Below are 19,383 nucleotides of genomic sequence, written 5' to 3' on the forward strand. Positions count from 1 at the left end.
GTTTTTTATGTATACATTGGGTTTGACTTATTAACATCAATATTAAGTTTTTTAATAGCACTTTTAATTATTTTTGAATCCAGCAAGCCATCATCAACAAGCGCCTTTAATGTTACAAAAACAATATAATTTGCATTCACCTCAAAAAAATATCTAAGCTCTTTACGAGAATCTGACCTACCAAATCCATCTGTACCTAATACCTCATAATGAAGAGGTATATGCTTACGAACCTGCTCTGCATAATTTCTCATATAGTCTGTAGCAGCAATTACTGGGCCAGAAGATTTGCTTAAGCACTGAGTTATGTATGGAACCTTCTTATTTTTACTTGTACTAAATAAATTTTCACGATCAATTTTTTGAGCCTCTCTTGTAATCTCATTAAAACTAGTAACACTCCAAACATGCGACATAACACCCCAGTCTTTTGAGAGCATATCAGCTGCTTTTTCAACTTCTCTAAGAATAGCGCCACTTCCTAATAATTGAACTTCAATTTTGGATTTTCCTACTACTTTTAATGGATACATTCCCTTAATAATTCCTTCTTCAGCACCTTTAGGAATAGCAGGATGAATATAGTTCTCATTCATAAGTGTTATGTAATAAAAAACACTTTCCATATTCTCATACATTCGGCGCATGCCTTCACGCAGAATAACTGCTAATTCATACGCATAAGTTGGATCGTAGGAAACACAATTTGGAATAGTATTGGCAACAATCAATGAATCCCCATCTTGATGCTGAAGACCTTCACCAGCAAGCGTCGTTCTTCCAGCAGTACCACCCATCAAAAAACCCTTGGCTTGCATATCTCCAGCAGCCCAAGCAAGATCACCAACCCTTTGAAAGCCAAACTTTGAATAATAAATATAAAAAGGAATCATTGTGACATTATGAGAAGCATAAGATGTTGCAGCAGCAATCCAGTCAGAAATTGCTCCAGCTTCATTGATGCCTTCTTGAAGCACCTGGCCTTTAATATCTTCTTTATACCACATAACCTTATCAGAGTCTTCTGGCTCATAGAGCTGACCAGAGGAAGAATAAATGCCCATTTGCCTAAAAAGACCCTCCATTCCAAAAGTTCTCGCCTCATCAGGAACAATGGGAACAACTCTTGGACCAATCTCTTTATCTCGTATTAATAGTGATAGGAAGCGCACAAATGCCATTGTGCTTGATATTTCCTTTTCATCAGTAGATTTTAGTAGAGGATCAAAAACGTTTAATTTTGGTATTTTAAAGGTCTCCAGCTCAAAACTTCTAAGGGGTAGATATCCGCCCAAAGCTTCACGCCTCTCTCTAAGATATTTTAGTTCCTCACTATCTTCAGCAGGCTTATAAAAATTGAGCTCTTCTGCATCTTTTTTAGTAACAGGGATATCAAATCTCTGAGCAACACGAACTAGTGCATCAACACCTAATTTCTTCTGGCTGTGGGTAGTGTTTTGTCCTTCACCAGCCTCTCCCATTCCGTATCCTTTGACTGTTTTTGCCAAAATAACTGTAGGCTGGCCCTTATGCTCTTTAGCTGATTTATAAGCTTGAAAAACCTTATTTGGATCGTGACCACCTCGAGTAAGCCCAAAAATTTCATCATCAGACATATCCTCAACAAGTTTAAGAGTTTCAGGATACTTTCCAAAAAAATGCTTACGAACATAAGCGCCATCTTTTGCTTTATAGGCCTGATATTCCCCATCTACAACTTCTTCCATTCTTTGCCTCAAAAGGCCCGAAGTATCATTGGCGATTAATTTATCCCAACCCCTACCCCAAATAACTTTAATTACATTCCAGCCAGCGCCTCGAAACATTCCTTCAAGCTCTTGAATGATCTTACCATTGCCTCGGACAGGTCCATCTAAACGCTGAAGATTACAATTAATAACAAAAATAAGATTATCCAGCTTTTCTCTACCTGCTAAAGATATGGCACCAAGAGACTCAGGCTCATCTGTTTCACCATCTCCTATATAGGCCCAAACGGTTCTTTTATCCGTTTTAATAATTTCTCGATGCTGAAGGTATTTCATAAAACGCGCTTGAAATATCGCCATTATTGGCCCTAGTCCCATAGATACTGTTGGAAACTGCCAAAAATTTGGCATTAACCATGGATGAGGATAGGATGATAATCCTTCTTGATTAGCTTCCTGCCTAAAGTTAAGCATTTGCTTTTCAGTAATTCTACCTTCTAGAAAGGCTCTTGAATATATACCAGGTGCAATATGGCCTTGGAAAAATATTAGGTCTGCTCCCTGGTCTAAATTCCCACCTCTATAGAAATGATTGAAACCAACTTCATACAGTGTGGCGCTAGATGCAAATGATGCAATATGGCCACCAAGCTCAGAAGAGACTTGATTTGCTTTAACGACCATGATCATTGCATTCCATCGTATGATCGATTTAATTCGATGCTCAATATCATGCTTAACAACAAGTTCAGTTTCTTTTTCTACTGGAATTGAATTTAAATAAGCTGTATTAACACCTTGCGGTAAATTCATCCCATCTTCATGGGCCATATCCATTAATTTTTGCAGGATATACTTAGCTCTATCTTGCCCTTCAACCCTGGCAACAGATCTAAAAGCTTCTAGCCATTCAATAGTTTCTTGCGGATCAATATCTTTTTGAGACATAAAATTTGATTTAATTTAATTCAACAGAAAAGGTTTGAAATTCAACTTTTGTGGATATTATCCCTAAAAAGTTAACTCAAAATCACCTTAATAAAGTGCAGTTTAAGCTTAAAGAAAAGTCTTTATAGATATTGAGAAAAAAAGCGATTAGCTAGCATTATCAATAAATCTTTTTATTTTGTTCCCTTAGAAGTCTTCTATCGATTTCTAAAATAAAAATTTGTTAAAATGACTGCAACTTTAATCTTTACAAATATTTTAATGAATATTCCAACTTCAATCTTCAAAGCCTACGATATAAGAGGTATTGTTGAAACTGAACTAACACCAGAAATTGTCAAATTGATAGGCAAGGCTGTTGGTAGCGAATCTATTGAAAAAGGTGAAAGAGGTGTTGTTGTAGGAAGAGATGGACGCTTAACGGGACCAGAATTATCAGATGCATTGATTTCAGGCCTTCTTGAGAGTGGCTGTCACGTGGTGAATATAGGTATGGTCCCATCTCCAGTTGTTTATTTTGCAACTTACACCAAAGGAGCAACATCAGGCGTTATGATTACTGGGTCGCACAACCCTGCAGAATATAATGGATTAAAAATTATGGTCGCAGGCGAAACTCTTTCAGCTGAAAGAATTCAAGACCTACTTAAAAGAATTAATGAGAACAATTTTTCTTCTGGTTCTGGAACCTCAACTTCTATAAATATCGATCAAAACTATATCGACACGATTAAGTCAGATATCAAAATTGAGAAAGATCTCAAAATTGTAATTGATTGTGGCAATGGCGTAGCAGGTAACATTGCTCCCCAATTGTTTGAAGCATTAGGCGTTAAAGTAACCAAACTCTTTTGTTTAGTTGATGGCAGGTTTCCAAACCACCACCCAGATCCCTCTAAACCCGAAAATTTACAAGATTTAATCCAAGAAGTTAAAGATACTAATTCTGACTTAGGCCTTGCTTTTGATGGAGATGGAGATAGGCTAGGATTGGTTGATAACAAAGGTCAAATCATTTGGGCTGATCAGCAAATGATGCTTTACTCTAAGGATGTATTAAGTAGAAATAAAGGTGCAAAAATTATTTTTGATGTGAAGTGCTCTTCACTTCTACCTAAATTTATTTCTGAAAATGGGGGTGAACCAATTATGTCTAGAACTGGTCACAGCTTTATTAAACAAAAACTTAAGGAAACTAAAGCTGAGTTAGCAGGAGAAATGTCAGGACATATATTCTTTAAGGAACGCTGGTATGGCTTTGATGATGCTCTTTATACTGGAGCAAGGCTATTAGAAATTATCTCTAAGAGCAATAAGTCATGTTTTGAAATTTTTGATGAAATGCCAGAAAACCTAAGTACCCCTGAAATTAATATTAATTTTGAGAAGCATGGCCAACAGTTTGAAGCAATGAATAAATTATCAGCAGATATTAATTTTCCCAATGCCACTATTATTACTATTGATGGTGTTAGAGTCGACTACGAAAATTCTTGGGGGCTTGTCAGGGCTTCTAATACAACTCCTTGCTTAGTTTTACGTTTTGAAGCTAATAACAATAAATCGCTAAATGAAATAAAGACAAAGTTTGCTGAATGGCTTAAATCAAATGGTATTTCTACAGACTCTTTATAGTTGAAAAATTTAAAAAATAAGGTATAAAATACACTTTTTTATCTTTGCAAGACAACATTCTTTTAAAGAGTAATAATATTTAAAATTTGGAGTAACCCCAATGGATGGACATGTCAACTTTACCCTTTCAGACCGTTTAAGAAAATCCCCATATTACGATGCTACCCTTAAAGCAGGAGCTAAAACTTTTACGTTATACAATCATATGATTATGCCCACTTCTTATGAAGGTGCAGAGGCTGACTACTGGAATTTAATCAATAACGTCACGATGTGGGATGTTGCTGCTGAGAGGCAAGTTGAAATAATTGGTGGTGATGCGTATAAGTTTGTTGAATATATTACTTCTAGAGATCTATCAAAACTCCAAATTGGTCAAGGAAAATATGCCCTTATTACTGATGAAAATGGTGGAATTATAAATGATCCAATAATATTAAGATTGGCTGAAAATCATTTTTGGCTTTCGATTGCTGATAGTGATGTTTTACTATGGACTCGTGGACTTGCCTGTGGACTTGGCTGGGATGTTCAGATTAGTGAGCCAGATGTATCTCCTTTAGCAATTCAAGGCCCTAATAACCTACCATTAATGCTTGATCTCTTTGATGACTGGGTTAAAGACCTTAAGTACTTCTTTTTTAGAGAATGCGAATTAGAAGGTATTCCTTTAATTGTTCAGCGTTCAGGCTGGAGTAAGCAAGGTGGATTTGAGCTCTATCTTCGTGATGGCTCTAAAGGTCAAAAACTTTGGGACATTATTGCTAATGCTGGAAAAAAGTATGACATCAAACCTGGAACACCAAATAATATTGAAAGAGTTGAGTCGGGTCTTTTTTCATGGGGTAATGACATGGATATAAATAGCAACCCCCTAGAACTTCCTTTAGCTAATTTTTGTCAACTCGATAAGGAGGCTGATTACTTAAGTAGAAATGCACTCCATAAAATACGCTCTGAAGGCATTACTAAAAAACTAGTTGGCCTTGTTATTGAGGGTGATGCATTTATTGGTGGCTGTGCTAGCCCATGGCAAGTTAAAAGTGGCAACAAAATATGTGGAAAGGTTACTAGCGCTGCATATTCACCAAGACTAAAAATTAATATGGCTATGGCCACTCTTGACAAAGGCTTCAATGATATAGACTCAGAAGTAGAAGTAGAAACGCCTTGGGGCAAAAGACTAGGGAAGGTTTCACCAATTCCCTTTAACTAAATGAACTTATGGAATTAACTGTCTGGCTTGGGCTATTAGCATCTGCACTTTTTATTAGTATATCCCCTGGCCCTGGAGCAATTTTTTCAATAAGTCAGGGCACGCAATATGGCTTGAAGAGATCTATAATTTCAGTAATTGGCCTGCAACTTGGATTAATGAGTCAAATTATATTTCTCCTGCTAGGACTAGGAGTATTAATTGATCAGTTTCCAAGTATTTTTTCAATAATTAAAATACTGGGAATGCTTTACTTAATTGCGCTAGGAATTATGCAATGGCTTAAAAAAATTAAACAGATATCTACTTCTAAAGCCTACCTAGAGAAAGCTTTTAACCCTTTGAGTTCTCTTCTAAAGGGTTTTTTTGTGAACATAACAAACATCAAAGGCACCGTTTTTTTTCTTGCATTAATACCACTTTTTGTCGATTTAACTGCCCTTAAAATTTCTACTTGTTTAATTTTAACTGCAACATTAATTAGTGTTGATTTAATTGTAATGATTGGCTACGTCATGCTTGCTGAAATATCAAAATCATTTCTGTCGGACCCAAAAAAAATATTATGGCAAAATAGAGTTACTGGTTCCACATTAATTCTTATTGGTTTAATAATGGGTACGTCTTAACTAGATTTTTATGAGTGTCTTTCATTTAGCATATACAGTGACTGATCTAGAGTCTACAAGAAGATTCTATGGGAGTCTTTTAGGGTGTCTTGAGGGAAGAAGCTCAGAAACCTGGGTAGATTTCAATTTTTTTGGAAACCAACTCTCGCTTCATGTTGGTGAGGTAATAAAAAGTAGTAATTCTAGCTCAAGCGTGGAAGGTGTTTCAGTTCCTATGCCTCACTTTGGTTGTGTACTAGATTGGGATACCTTTTATGATTTAGCCCATAAACTGCAATCAAAATCTGTTAAATTTATTATTACTCCTAATGTGAGGTTTTTAGGCCGACCTGGTGAGCAGGCAACAATGTTTTTTGAGGACTATTCAGGTAACTCTATCGAACTCAAAGCCTACAAAAATTTAACAGAAGTGTTTAGCAAATAACTACGCCAAAGGTTTATAAATGTTAGAAGTATTGAGTATTGAAACAATAATAACTTTTATTACTGCATCTGTAGTTCTAAGCCTAGTTCCTGGGCCTGACAATCTATTTGTTATGAGTAATTCAGCTTTAAGGGGATGGAGGATTGGACTCTATACTACACTTGGTCTTTGCACAGGGCTCATAGGACACACAATCTTAGTTGCGATTGGTGTAAGTGTTATTTTTCAAACAAGTGCAATTGCCTTCAATGGACTGAAAATTGTTGGTGCTTTCTACCTTGTGTATCTTGCATGGCTATCGATTCAAAATAAAGAGTTAAACCTAGGTAAAGCTCCCCAGGATATTACAAATAAATCATACTATTTTACTGGCGTTGTTATGAACCTAACCAACCCAAAGGTAGCAATCTTTTTTTTGGTCTTTTTACCTCAGTTTGTAAATTCCAATAATAATATTTCGTCCCAGATATTTCTACTTGGATTACTATTCATTTTTAGTGCATTTTTTGTTTTCACATCAATTGCCTATTTATCCAGCTTTCTTGAAGGAACTTTAAAAAAATCAAAAACTATAAATAAAAATCTTAACCTTATTGCAGCTTTAATATATATTGCTCTGGCGGTTAATCTTTTTTTTGTTCACTTATAGGTAATTATGAAAAATATTTCTGCAATTACAACTAGCTATAAATCTAATCTTAAAAAAATATGCGAAGTCAGATTTAAAGTTTTTGTTGATGAGCAAAACGTCCCTGAAGAGCTTGAAATAGATGGGCTTGATGATGAGGCTACTCACATACTCATATTATTAGGTGACAAAGCAATAGGAACAGGAAGAATTTTGTCTGATGGGCATATAGGAAGGGTAGCGGTTTTAAAAAAATTTCGAGGCAAGGGTGTTGGTAAATTAATTATGAAAATGCTCATTGAGTGGGCCAAGGAAAATCAATTAAAAACATTGTGGCTTTCCTCTCAGTGGCATGCTCGAGGGTTTTATATTGATCTTAATTTTAGTTGCACTGGTGACAAGTATGAAGAGGCCGGCATTGATCATATAAAAATGACAAGAAAACTTTAAATGAGTAAAAAATATTAATAATTCAATTAAGAAAGAATTAATTTGAAGTTATATTAAACCTAGCAATCACCCTTAATACATTTTCCATCTTTATATGTTTTCGCACTCATCACCTCGCCTTTTTTATTCCATTTAACCCAGTATCCATTCTTTTTTCCATCTTTATAAGTTCTTTTAGATGTGTGTCCAGTTATAAGGCCATATTTAAATAAAGTTTCATAAATTAAAATACCATCTTTGTACTTTCTATGCTCATCTTTGAGACCATTCTTTTTCCAAAAAATTAAATTTCCATCTAATTTACTATTTTTATAGTCAGCAGAATAGAAAATTTGTCCATTATCATAATAAGAATTCTCACTATTACTAAGCAACTCTCCATCTTCAAAGGTAGTCTCTGAAATAATTTTTTCACTCATATTCCATTCAGTCCATAGACCATGAGCCAAACCCTGTTTATAAAAATAGTTAGATTCTTTTTTAGAATTTTTATACCAGGAGTTGTAAACACCGTCTAATTTACCTTTTTTATAATATTTTTCAATCTTCTTAATATTGTCTTTATACCAAGAAGTATATTTACCATTTAATTTGTTATCTTCAAAATTTACTGCAAAGATTGAATCTACACCCATTAAAGAAATGTTAATCTTTAGCCTTGGTGAATACGCAGAGCTTGATTCTTTTTGACCATCATTGAAAAAAGAAATAGATGTATCCAATTCACCATTTTTGAAAATTAAATTTTGAGTTTTAATCCCACTCACATTCCATTCAGTCCACTTTCCAACTGCGACATCTTCTTTGTAGTAATGCTCATAAGCAACCAACCCATTATTGTGCCATTTAATCCATTTACCATCATATAGGTCATCCTTGAAAGATCTTATCTCATCAATCTTACCATTCTGATCCCACTCGGTAAACTTACCAACCTTCTTACCATTTTTATAATTACCAGTCCAAAAAATCTGACCATTTTTATGCCACTTAGCCCAATAACCATCTAATTTATTATCTTTAAAATTTTTCTCATGATAAATTTGATCATTATCATAATACAATAACTCTCTTTTAGTAAACAACTCGCCATTTTCAAAGGTACTCTCCGAAGTAATATTTCTACCCACATTCCATTCAGTCCACTTTCCAACTGCGACATCTTCTTTGTAGTAATGCTCATAAGCAACCAACCCATTATTGTGCCATTTAATCCATTTACCATCATTTAGGTCATCCTTGAAAGATCTTATCTCATCAATCTGACCATTCTGATCCCACTCGGTAAACTTACCAACCTTCTTACCATTTTTATAATTACCAGTCCAAAAAATCTGACCATTTTTATGCCACTTAGCCCAATAACCATCTAATTTATTATCTTTAAAATTTTTCTCATGATAAATTTGATCATTATCATAATACAATAACTCTCTTTTAGTAAACAACTCGCCATTTTCAAAGGTACTCTCCGAAGTAATATTTCTACCCACATTCCATTCAGTCCACTTTCCAACTGCGACATCTTCTTTGTAGTAATGCTCATAAGCAACCAACCCATTATTGTGCCATTTAATCCATTTACCATCATTTAGGTCATCCTTGAAAGATCTTATCTCATCAATCTGACCATTCTGATCCCACTCGGTAAACTTACCAACCTTCTTACCATTTTTATAATTACCAGTCCAAAAAATCTGACCATTTTTATGCCACTTAGCCCAATAACCATCTAATTTATTATCTTTAAAATTTTTCTCATGTTTAATTTGATCATTATCATAATACAATAACTCTCTTTTAGTAAACAACTCGCCATTTTCAAAGGTACTCTCCGAAGTAATATTTCTACCCACATTCCATTCAGTCCACTTTCCAACTGCGACATCTTCTTTGTAGTAATGCTCATAAGCAACCAACCCATTATTGTGCCATTTAATCCATTTACCATCATTTAGGTCATCCTTGAAAGATCTTATCTCATCAATCTGACCATTCTGATCCCACTCGGTAAACTTACCAACCTTCTTACCATTTTTATAATTACCAGTCCAAAAAATCTGACCATTTTTATGCCACTTAGCCCAATAACCATCTAATTTATTATCTTTAAAATTTCTTAGCCATTTATTCTGTCCATTGTCATACCATTTATTCCACTCACCTTGTCTAACTCCTTTCTCAATCTTACCAAAACTATGATATTTATTATTCAAATAAATACATAAATTTTCTCCAGAATATGGCTTTTCCTGCCCTTTAACATATAAAAGGTTATCTCTAACTTCGACGTTAGGAGATTCATCACAAAAGTAACTTGATGAAAAATCTAAAGCTAAATCGGCATTAGCCGGACTTATAAGTCCAGTCATTAAAATTAGTAATATTTTTTTCATATACAAAGAATAAATTGGGATGTATTTTTATTATACTGTCTTAAGGTTAACTGAAGAAGAAGGTAATTAACTTCAAACTTTAATATTACTCCCCAAAATAATCGTTATCTCTACCATCATTAAAGTCTATAGATAAAAACCTTCCAAATCTAACAATGGACCAGAAAAAAGTAAAGTAAATAATTAGTTTTATAACTAAATAGATATCCTTAGAAAAAAAACCAACAATTATTACAATTAATGAAAGTAAGATAAGTTTTTTCATAAGAATAGTTTATTGGAAGTTATCTCTGCCACACTTCCAGCAAAAATCAAAAGTTTGATCATTGATCTCATTACAATCTCCACACTTCCAAGTAATTAAACATATTTCAGTGTCAATTGACTCAATAACTTTTTTAGCCTCTTCTAGTTCACTATCTTTTAAAAGCCAGACCTCCGGCCAAGTATCAAAGGGGGCTAAACCACCAGATGCACTCGATGCAAACTCATTATTAAGAACGACCTCATAACCGTTATTAATTAAAACGTTTTTAACATTCATCACCATTATTCGATTTTCATTCGTATACAAGAGTTTCATTTGAGTGCAAAAATCAAATAAATAAAGCTGCCAACCCAAGGAAGGCTACAAACCCAATGACATCAGTAATAGTTGTGAGAATAACTCCTCCAGCCAAAGCAGGATCTATCTTTAACTTAGTAAGAGCCAAAGGTAAAAATGCACCAGAAAAAGCAGCAACAAGTAAATTGGTAATTATTGCAAGCGCTATAACTAAGCTCAGCAGTAAGTCAGAAAACCAGTAGTAAGTAATTAGCCCAATAACGACAGACCAAATTATGCCATTGAGGCCACTTACTGCTACTTCTTTGTTTATTAAGGTTTTTATGTTAGCTGAGGTCACCCTTCCCGTTGCAATTCCTCGAGTAACTATTATTAGCGTTTGAGTACCTGCAATACCGCCCATACTAGCCACTACTGGCATTAATATTGCTAAAGCAATTTTTTGCTGCAAGGTGGCTTCAAAAAGACCAATAAAGTAGACCGCAATAAATGCCGTAATTAGATTAACTCCTAGCCAAACACTTCGCCTCTTTGAGCTTTGAAAAATTGGAGCAAATACGTCCTCATCCTCATCCAAACCCACCATGGACATTACAGAATGTTCAGCCTGGTCTCGAATTACATCAACCACATCATCAATTGTAATTCTTCCAACTAGTTGATTATTTTCGTCAATTACGGGAGCTGAAATCAAATTTCTTTGCTCAAATAGTAAGGCTACTTCAGACTCATCAGTATCAGCATTAATTGATTTTGAAGCCTCACTATTGATCAATGAAGAGACCATTTGCTGTGGCTCTTTAGTTAGCAAGGTGGTAATAAGTAAGGAGCCTAAATAATTAAAGTCTCTATCAACAATAAAAATTTGATCTGTGTCAACTGGCATCTCTTTTAATAGCCTTAAATATCTTATTACAGCTCTTATTGTGACATCAGGTCTGACAGTTATAAAGTCAGTATTCATTAATCCACCAGCAGAGTCTTCAGGGTAGCTCAGAATTTTGTTAAGGCGCTCTCGATGTTTAAAATCAAGAGTTAATAAAAGGCTATGAACGGCTGATTCTGGTAGGTTTGGGACAATATCAGCCAAGTCGTCAGTATCTAATTTTTCAGTAGCCTTAACAAGATCATCTACCGACATTTCTCCAATTAACTGAGACTGGACATCTTCATTAACCTCTTTTAAAACTTCACCTTGGATTGAAACTTCAATCCCAGGCCAAATAACTGCCCGATCTTTTGGTTGAATGGCTTCTAAAAGCCTTGCTATTTCTCCAGGATGAAGTTCTTTGATTTGATGTTTTGCCTCATCATGATTTGATGCTTCTAGTGAAATCATTAAATTTTGAAGGCTTACTTCGAAATTAGTAAGTTCAACTTCAGACATATTTATAATCCAATGGTTTAGACTGCATAACAAGCTTAACTTGTTATGCAGTTATTACATCGTATTATAATTTATATAAGCTAAGCTCTGTGGTTATGTAATTTTTCTTTATGCTTAATTATTTGGGAATCAAGCTTGTTGATTAGTTGGTCAATGGAAGCATACATATCATTGCTCTCAGCTTTTGCAAATAAATCAGCGCCACTAACATGAATCGTTGCTTCGGCTTTTTGAAGATCTTTTTGCACTTCTAAAATCATGTTAACATTCATGATATTGCCAAAGTGGTGCTTTATTTTTGTGAGCTTATCACTTGTATGTTGCCTGATAGAAGATGTAATATCAAGGTGATGACCAGAAAGGTTTAGTTGCATTTTTACTCCTTAGATTAATGAAATAAAATTATGTTTCTTGCAATTATATTGTGTCATAAATCCATCACAATATTTAACTTTTTTATCATTTATATTGCGTAAATTACAGAAAACATGAGTACAAAAATTAGTATATAATTAATCCTTTATTTTGTATTTAAAACCAAAATGTCACCTGAATCAAACCATTTAAGACGTTACGTTTCACGAAGATTTTGTCTTCAAGTATATTTATTAATGGTGGCTAATTTGCCTTAATCTGGCAATTAACTTAGATTTAAAAGCCCCATTATGGGGCTTTTTTCATTTATTAACTGGAATTTTTATGTCAAACTTAATGTCTAACTACTACCCACTCGAGGTTACCTTTGTAAAAGGTCGGGGCTGTTGGTTAACTGATACATCTGGAATTGAGTACCTTGATGCACTTTCAGGTATTGGCGTAGTGAATCTTGGTCACTCTCATCCAGCAATTACAAAGAGTATAGTTGATCAGTCAAAAGAACTACTCCATACTTCAAATGTTTACCGTATTGCAAACCAAGAAAAGCTAGCAACACGTCTATGTAACCTAGCTAATATGGACAAAGCATTCTTCTCAAACTCTGGAGCTGAAGCGAATGAAGCTGCCATTAAAATTGCTAGGCTGTATGCACGCTCTAAAAATATTCATAATCCAATTGTTTTAACTGCAAATAAAGGTTTTCATGGTAGAACAATGGCAACTCTTTCTGCAACAGGTCAAAGCAAAGTTCAAGAGGGTTTTGCTCCACTAATGAGTGAGTTTGTTCATGTTGACTTTGATGACATTGATGCTATTAATAAATACAGTAAAAATAAAGATGTGGTTGCTGTCATGCTTGAACCTGTGCAAGGAGAGGCTGGAGTTATAATTCCTCAATCAGATTACTTAAATAGAGTCCAAATACTTTGCGAACAAAATGAATGGCTCTATATTCTTGATGAAGTTCAGGCAGGAATGGGAAGAACAGGAAGGCTTTTTGCTCATCAGCACAACAAAATTACTCCTGATATTCTCTGCCTTGCTAAAGGCCTAGGTAACGGCGTTCCAATTGGAGCTTGCCTAGCCAAAGGTAAAGCCGCTGAGATGTTAACTCCAGGAACTCATGGCTCAACCTTTGGAGGTAACCCACTAGTAACGGGCGTAGCTTCAAGTGTTCTTGATGTCTTTGAGAATGACTTAATTCTTGATAACGTAATGAAAATGAGTCAATATTTTGAGTCAGAATTTAAGTCGAAAATAATGAGTTCTAGTGTGGTAAGGGAGCTAAGGATCAAAGGACTGATGATTGGTATTGGACTTGATGAAAATATTATTGATTGTAGCAAGCTTACTCAAAAGGCTTTAGAAGACAAGCTATTAATAAACATCACTGGTAATTCTATTAGAATGTTGCCGCCGCTAATAATATCTAAAAAAGAAATTGATATCTTGATTAAAAAGATTATAAAACTAATTACTATTTAGGAATAACTATGCCAAATAATTTCATCGACTTTGACCAATTCTCTCAAAATGATTTACAAGAAATTATAGATCGAGCTATCTCACTTAAAAAAGAGCACAAGTCTGGACTTATAAATGAAACCCTTAAAAACAAAACTTTAGCCATGATTTTTGATAAATCCTCTACCCGAACTAGAGTTTCATTTGAAGCAGGAATGACTCAGCTTGGTGGTCAGTCACTTTTTCTCTCTGAAAAAGATATACAACTAGGAAGAGGTGAGCCAATTACTGACAGCGCTATAGTTATTAGTTCTATGGTTGATGCAATAATGCTAAGAATGTCTTCACATGAAGATATAGTTGAGTTTTCAATGCATTCTAGTAAGCCAGTTATAAACGCTCTTTCAGACGAATCTCATCCTTGCCAAATACTTGCTGACTTGATGACTTATCAAGAACATAGAGGCGCAATCAAAGGTAAAAAAATAGCATGGATTGGAGACGGCTGCAATGTTTGTCAAACATATATGCAAGCTGCAGCAATATTTGACTTTGACCTTTCGATTGCAACTCCATTTGGTTATGGGCCATCTGATAATTTTATTGAAAAATATAAAACAAATATCAGTTATTTTACAAATCCTAATGATGCTTGCAGAGGTGCCGACATTGTTGTTACTGATGTTTGGACTAGTATGGGACAAGAATTAGAAATAAAACAGAGAGAAGCAGCGTTTAAGGGCTTTCAAGTTAATCAAAAATTGATGAGTCTGGCTAAAGATGATGCAATATTTATGCACTGCCTTCCAGCCTATAGAGGCAAAGAGGTAAGTGCAGAGGTGATTGATGGAGAACAGAGTGTTGTATGGAGTGAAGCTGAAAATCGACTACATGTTCAGAAATCACTATTACTGTATCTGATTAAAGACTAATCTAGTTGAGATAGTTTTAATTTAGCTTCTTGATAAAACTTAACACCTCTTTCAATCCTTTCTCTACCCTTTGAGATTCTCCAATTATTAGTATCTCTGAGGGAATAAACGCATCCACAATACTCCTGCTGATAGAAGTTTTCTTTTTTGGATAACTCAAGCATCCTCGAAGATCCTCCTTGTTTGCGCCAATTAAAATCCCAATAGGGAACATCGTGTGGCTCAGAAGATCTGGCACCTGAGTCATTAATTTGCTTCATGTCTTTCCAGCGAGAAATTCCAAGTGTCGAAGAAATAATATCAAAATTATTTTCAGAGGCATATTTAGCTGTTTTTTGAAACCTCATATCAAAACAAGTAGAACACCTCTCTCCTCTTTCTGGCTCGTTCTCTTGGCCTTTTGTTCTCGAAAACCACTCATCACGATCATAATCTGCATCAATAATTGGCATCCCAAGTTTTTTTGCAAAGCGAATATTTTCTTCTTTTCTAAGCTCATACTCCTCAAAAGGATGAATATTTGGATTATAGAAAAAAATTGTTGTCTCAATTTCTGATGCGGCCAAAGCCTCCATAATTTCTCCAGCACAAGGGGCGCAGCATGAGTGCATTAATAATCTTTTTTCACCATTAGGAGTCTCTAACTTGGGTCTCTTATATGAGTTAAGCGAATAGTCTATTTGAGACATTGTTTAACCTTTTTTAAAATTTCCCAAGATTCACGCTTAAGAGTTGGATTCTTTAAAATATCTCTTGGGTGATGCATTAAAAAAAGGGCTGATTTATTTGACTCATTAGAAGAGCCCATTACCATTACAACCTCTGATGGATTATTTTTTATATACTCATCAATAAGATTTTTTTCAAGTGACACAAGCTGAGCATTCTTAATACTAAAACCGATAGATTCAAGCATTTTTATTAACAGGTTTTGACTTTCACCTTTTAAACAAAATGAGTCTTGATCTCCTACTTCAATAATTAAAAGCTTTATAGGTTCCTCAGGAGATTTGTTTAACTCAATTTTTGAATAGAGAAAATCTGGAATTCCTAAAGCTTCAAGATATTTATTTCTTAACTGCATAGTCAAATCTGCGGATGAGCTCTCTCAACATTTGTCATTACTTTATTAAGGGCATTGACATATGCTTTAGCGGATGAAGTAATAATATCAGTATCAACCCCCTGTCCATTTACAATTTTTCCTTCATACTCCAAGCGAACATTGACCTCTCCAAGAGAGTCAGTTCCTTGAGTTACATTTGTTACAGAATACAATTGAAGCTTTGGATCAATATCAACTAACGAAAGTATTGCGTTAAACGTAGCATCAACTGCACCAGATGTTTTGGCTGAAGCGCTTTGCTCATTACCATTTATTAAAAGCGTTACATCTGCAGTATTCTCTTTCCCAGATTCAGCAGATACTTTGAGTGAAACTAAGTGAATTGCTTCAGATGACTCAGTTTGGGCATCTGAAACCAAAGCCTGAAGATCTTCATCAAAAATATCATGCTTTTTATCAGCTAAAGTTTTAAATCTAGAAAAAGCATCATTTAGCTCCTCATCGGAATCAAAATCAATACCTAATTCTGTAAGTCTAGCTTTAAAAGCATTCCTGCCAGAATGTTTACCAAGAACTAATGAATTCTGATTCCACCCAACATCCTCTGCCCTCATGATTTCATAGGTTTCTCTATGCTTAAGGACTCCATCTTGATGAATTCCAGCTTCATGCGCAAAAGCATTAGCTCCAACAATAGCTTTGTTTGGTTGAACAACAAATCCAGTAATGGAAGATACTAATCTAGAGGCAGCAAGAATACCAGTAGCATCAATATTTGTATCTATCCCAAATACATCCTGCCGAGTTCGAACAGCCATTACAACTTCTTCTAAAGAGGTATTCCCAGCTCTTTCTCCAAGCCCATTAATAGTGCATTCAATTTGTCTTGCGCCATTTAAAACCGCTGAAAGTGAGTTAGAAACTGCAAGACCTAAATCATTATGACAGTGTGCAGAAAAAATTGCCTTATCAGAATTTGGAATTCTCTCAATTAACTCTCTCATTGTTTCACCAAATTGATGAGGTATATTGTATCCAACTGTATCTGGAATATTAATTGTTGTTGCTCCAGCATTAATAGATAACTCAATTATTCGGCAGAGAAAATCAATATCTGAACGACCAGCATCTTCCGGGCTAAACTCAATATTATCAGTAAACTTTGTTGCTCTTTTAACAGAGCGAATTGCTTGAGTGACAACTTCATCAGGTGTCATTCTTAGCTTCATCTTCATATGAATATCAGAAGTTGCTATAAAAGTATGAATTCGAGCAGAATTTGCACCTTTAATTGACTCTCCTGCTCGATCAATGTCTTTATCAAGAGCTCTTGCTAATGAACACACTGTTGAATCTTTAACGGCTTTGGCAACTGCTTGAACAGCTTCAAAGTCACCTTGAGATGCAATTGCAAAACCAGCTTCAATAACATCAACTCTCATTTTTTCTAAACTTTTAGCGATACGAACTTTTTCATCCTTAGTCATAGATGCACCAGGTGATTGCTCTCCATCTCTAAGTGTTGTATCAAATATTATTAGTTTTTCGGACATTAATTGCTCCTTTTTATTTTACGAATTTTATCTTAAATTTTAGTGATAGACTTTCGTCTATTATGATTATTATTGCCTTACGGCAATAATCGCAACAAAGCAAAGAGCTTGCTTAGTGAAAGTAAAGTGATTGAATTAAAGTCCTTAATCATAAGTGGAGATTATAAAGCAACTTAAGTTGTCTTAATCTTTTTTTTCTCAATGCGCCTTTTATTAATGCCAATAATAGTAATAAATGGGCCTGAGAGCAAGTATAGAAAAAATCCTGTAAATAAAACAATATTAGGCTTATAAAGGAGCACAATTAAACTGAGAACAAGAGCCAAAAGAAAACGAAATGAAGCTTTCTTTGAATCCAATTCTTTAAAACTGTAATACCGAATATTACTAACCATAAGAAGGCCGCAAATAATTGTTATTACAGCACCAAGATAGTACCCTATGTAACCTATTGAAATTACGTCAGAATCAAAGAAGGCAAATACCCAAATTTTAAGCCATATCATTGTAGCTATTACGCCCGCAGCAGCTGGTGAAGGCAGCCCTTGAAAATAGCGCTTATCGGCAGAGCCTACTTGCGTATTAAACCTAGCGAGACGTAAAGCAGCACAAGCTAAATAAACAAAGGCTGCAAGCCAGCCAAATCTTCCTAAACCAGAAAAACCCCATAAATAAACCAGAAGAGCTGGAGCTAAGCCAAATGAAACTAGGTCAGCTAAAGAATCATACTCCGCGCCAAAAGCACTTTGAGTATTTGTTAACCGAGCTACTCGCCCATCTAACGTGTCCCATAACATGGCAACCATTATTGAAATTGCCGCCAATGTAAAGTCACCATTAATAGATGCAATAATAGAATAAAATCCAGCAAACATGCCAAACGTTGTTAACACGCTTGGCAATATGTAGATTCCTCTATTTCTTGGTTTTTTTTCTGTCATTGCTAATTAAAATAAAGCTGACAATATCAAAAATTAATTAGTTTTTAGTCTGATCTACTAATTTATTTTTTGCAATCCATGGCATCATTGAGCGCAAGCTCTCACCAACAGTTTCAATTTGGTGTTTGCGCTGAACATCTCGTCGACCAGGTAAATCACCAACATTTTTAATAAACTCTTTAGCAAAATCACCACTTTGTATTTCACTTAAGATTTTCTTCATTTCAGCTTTAGTTTCATCAGTTACTATTCTTGGTCCTCTAGTAACATCACCATATTCAGCAGTATTTGAAATTGAGTAGCGCATATTTGCAATGCCGCCCTCATACAATAGATCAACAATAAGCTTTAATTCATGAAGGCACTCAAAATATGCCATTTCTGGCTCATATCCAGCTTCTACAAGTGTCTCGAATCCAGCTTGGACAAGAGCAGTAGTTCCTCCACATAAAACGACTTGTTCACCAAATAAATCTGTTTCAGTTTCTTCTCTAAAACTCGTTTCGAGTATTCCAGTTCTTCCACCACCAATTGCTGAAGCATATGAAAGAGCAATTTGCTTAGCATTACCTGTTGCATCCTGCTCAATTGCTATTAGATCTGGTATGCCTCCGCCTTTAACAAACTCAGAGCGAACAGTATGTCCAGGTGCTTTTGGAGCAATCATAATTACATCTAAGTCTTGTCTTGGGACGATCATATCAAAATGAATATTAAGGCCGTGTGAAAAAGCTAAAGCAACTCCCTGTCTCAAATTAGGCTCAATATTTTTTGAATAAATACTAGCTTGAAACTCATCCGGAGCCAATAACATAATAACATCTGCCCAAGCACTCGCCTTTTCAACAGTCATAACGCCTAATCCCGCCTCTTTAGCTTTAGTAGCCGAAGATGAGCCTTCTCTAAGACCAACAACAACTTCTACGCCAGAATCCTTTAGATTATTTGCTTGAGCATGACCTTGAGACCCATAGCCAATAACTGCAACTTTTTTGCCTTGAATGATTGAAAGGTCTGCATCTTTATCGTAATATCTATTCATTTTTTGTCCTTAAATTTAAA

The 19,383-nt window shown here is 35.0% G+C and carries 19 protein-coding genes; 8 read left to right on the forward strand and 11 right to left on the reverse strand.

Features of this window, described 5'->3' with window-relative positions:
* Positions 1 to 5: 5 nt before the first annotated feature.
* Entirely contained in the window at positions 6 to 2,657 is a 2,652-nt protein-coding gene (aceE, locus tag ABXT51_RS05485; protein ID WP_416694297.1) for a pyruvate dehydrogenase (acetyl-transferring), homodimeric type, read from the reverse strand.
* 261 nt (positions 2,658 to 2,918) lie between these two features.
* On the opposite strand from aceE, the gene ABXT51_RS05490 reads away from it, so the two are divergent.
* The 6 genes from ABXT51_RS05490 (at position 2,919) to ABXT51_RS05515 (ending at position 7,639) form a co-directional block, all read left to right on the forward strand.
* Positions 2,919 to 4,292: a phosphomannomutase/phosphoglucomutase gene (locus tag ABXT51_RS05490; RefSeq protein WP_416696304.1), complete on the forward strand. Its 1,374-nt coding sequence runs from the start codon at positions 2,919 to 2,921 to the stop codon at positions 4,290 to 4,292.
* Positions 4,293 to 4,392: 100 nt separating this feature from the next.
* Positions 4,393 to 5,508 (forward strand): dimethylsulfoniopropionate demethylase, encoded by a 1,116-nt coding sequence (locus ABXT51_RS05495; RefSeq protein WP_416694299.1) that lies wholly within the window; start codon positions 4,393 to 4,395, stop codon positions 5,506 to 5,508.
* A gap of 8 nt (positions 5,509 to 5,516) precedes the next feature.
* Complete coding sequence (locus ABXT51_RS05500; protein WP_416694301.1) at positions 5,517 to 6,137, forward strand: LysE family translocator; 621 nt, start codon at positions 5,517 to 5,519, stop codon at positions 6,135 to 6,137.
* A gap of 10 nt (positions 6,138 to 6,147) precedes the next feature.
* A complete protein-coding gene (locus tag ABXT51_RS05505; RefSeq protein WP_416694303.1) occupies positions 6,148 to 6,561 on the forward strand; it encodes a VOC family protein in 414 nt (137 codons plus the stop codon).
* A 19-nt stretch (positions 6,562 to 6,580) separates the two neighbouring features.
* Positions 6,581 to 7,210, forward strand: a complete 630-nt coding sequence (locus ABXT51_RS05510) for a LysE family translocator (protein WP_416694305.1) — start codon at positions 6,581 to 6,583, stop codon at positions 7,208 to 7,210.
* 6 nt (positions 7,211 to 7,216) lie between these two features.
* Entirely contained in the window at positions 7,217 to 7,639 is a 423-nt protein-coding gene (locus ABXT51_RS05515; RefSeq protein ID WP_416694307.1) for a GNAT family N-acetyltransferase, read from the forward strand.
* Positions 7,640 to 7,698: 59 nt separating this feature from the next.
* Here the strand turns inward: ABXT51_RS05515 and ABXT51_RS05520 are convergent, their stop codons facing one another.
* The 5 genes from ABXT51_RS05520 to hpf form a co-directional block, all read right to left on the reverse strand.
* Positions 7,699 to 10,035, reverse strand: a complete 2,337-nt coding sequence (locus ABXT51_RS05520; RefSeq protein ID WP_416694309.1) for a toxin-antitoxin system YwqK family antitoxin — start codon at positions 10,033 to 10,035, stop codon at positions 7,699 to 7,701.
* A gap of 85 nt (positions 10,036 to 10,120) precedes the next feature.
* Positions 10,121 to 10,300, reverse strand: a complete 180-nt coding sequence (locus ABXT51_RS05525; protein ID WP_416694311.1) for a hypothetical protein — start codon at positions 10,298 to 10,300, stop codon at positions 10,121 to 10,123.
* A gap of 9 nt (positions 10,301 to 10,309) precedes the next feature.
* Complete coding sequence (locus ABXT51_RS05530; protein WP_416694313.1) at positions 10,310 to 10,618, reverse strand: DUF2007 domain-containing protein; 309 nt, start codon at positions 10,616 to 10,618, stop codon at positions 10,310 to 10,312.
* Between the two features lie 13 nt (positions 10,619 to 10,631).
* A complete protein-coding gene (gene mgtE / locus ABXT51_RS05535; protein ID WP_416694315.1) occupies positions 10,632 to 11,987 on the reverse strand; it encodes a magnesium transporter in 1,356 nt (451 codons plus the stop codon).
* An 80-nt stretch (positions 11,988 to 12,067) separates the two neighbouring features.
* The gene (hpf, locus tag ABXT51_RS05540) at positions 12,068 to 12,361 is read right to left on the reverse strand and encodes a ribosome hibernation-promoting factor, HPF/YfiA family (RefSeq protein ID WP_416694317.1); all 294 of its coding nucleotides are present in this window, start codon (positions 12,359 to 12,361) and stop codon (positions 12,068 to 12,070) included.
* Positions 12,362 to 12,686: 325 nt separating this feature from the next.
* Between hpf and ABXT51_RS05545 the strand changes: the two genes are divergently transcribed.
* Both ABXT51_RS05545 and argF read left to right on the forward strand, forming a co-directional pair.
* Positions 12,687 to 13,850, forward strand: coding sequence for an aspartate aminotransferase family protein (locus ABXT51_RS05545; RefSeq protein WP_416694319.1), 1,164 nt, complete (start codon positions 12,687 to 12,689; stop codon positions 13,848 to 13,850).
* An 8-nt stretch (positions 13,851 to 13,858) separates the two neighbouring features.
* Positions 13,859 to 14,761 (forward strand): ornithine carbamoyltransferase, encoded by a 903-nt coding sequence (argF, locus tag ABXT51_RS05550; protein WP_416694321.1) that lies wholly within the window; start codon positions 13,859 to 13,861, stop codon positions 14,759 to 14,761.
* Here the strand turns inward: argF and ABXT51_RS05555 are convergent.
* The 5 genes from ABXT51_RS05555 to ilvC form a co-directional block, all read right to left on the reverse strand.
* Complete coding sequence (locus ABXT51_RS05555) at positions 14,758 to 15,450, reverse strand: epoxyqueuosine reductase QueH (RefSeq protein WP_416694323.1); 693 nt, start codon at positions 15,448 to 15,450, stop codon at positions 14,758 to 14,760. The two genes, argF and ABXT51_RS05555, sit on opposite strands and share 4 nt — an antisense overlap.
* On the reverse strand, positions 15,438 to 15,845 hold the full coding sequence (locus ABXT51_RS05560; RefSeq protein ID WP_416694325.1) for a hypothetical protein: 408 nt from the start codon (positions 15,843 to 15,845) through the stop codon (positions 15,438 to 15,440). Before ABXT51_RS05560 ends, ABXT51_RS05555 begins: the two co-directional genes overlap by 13 nt.
* Before the next feature lie 2 nt (positions 15,846 to 15,847).
* Positions 15,848 to 17,380, reverse strand: coding sequence for a 2-isopropylmalate synthase (locus ABXT51_RS05565; protein ID WP_416694327.1), 1,533 nt, complete (start codon positions 17,378 to 17,380; stop codon positions 15,848 to 15,850).
* A 173-nt stretch (positions 17,381 to 17,553) separates the two neighbouring features.
* A complete protein-coding gene (pssA, locus tag ABXT51_RS05570) occupies positions 17,554 to 18,321 on the reverse strand; it encodes a CDP-diacylglycerol--serine O-phosphatidyltransferase (protein WP_416694329.1) in 768 nt (255 codons plus the stop codon).
* A 37-nt stretch (positions 18,322 to 18,358) separates the two neighbouring features.
* The gene (ilvC, locus tag ABXT51_RS05575) at positions 18,359 to 19,363 is read right to left on the reverse strand and encodes a ketol-acid reductoisomerase (protein WP_416694331.1); all 1,005 of its coding nucleotides are present in this window, start codon (positions 19,361 to 19,363) and stop codon (positions 18,359 to 18,361) included.
* Between the last annotated feature and the right edge of the window lie 20 nt (positions 19,364 to 19,383).

Origin of the sequence: Candidatus Pseudothioglobus sp. Uisw_050_01, from assembly GCF_048085775.1 — a bacterium.
In the GTDB taxonomy this organism is placed as follows: domain Bacteria; phylum Pseudomonadota; class Gammaproteobacteria; order PS1; family Pseudothioglobaceae; genus Pseudothioglobus.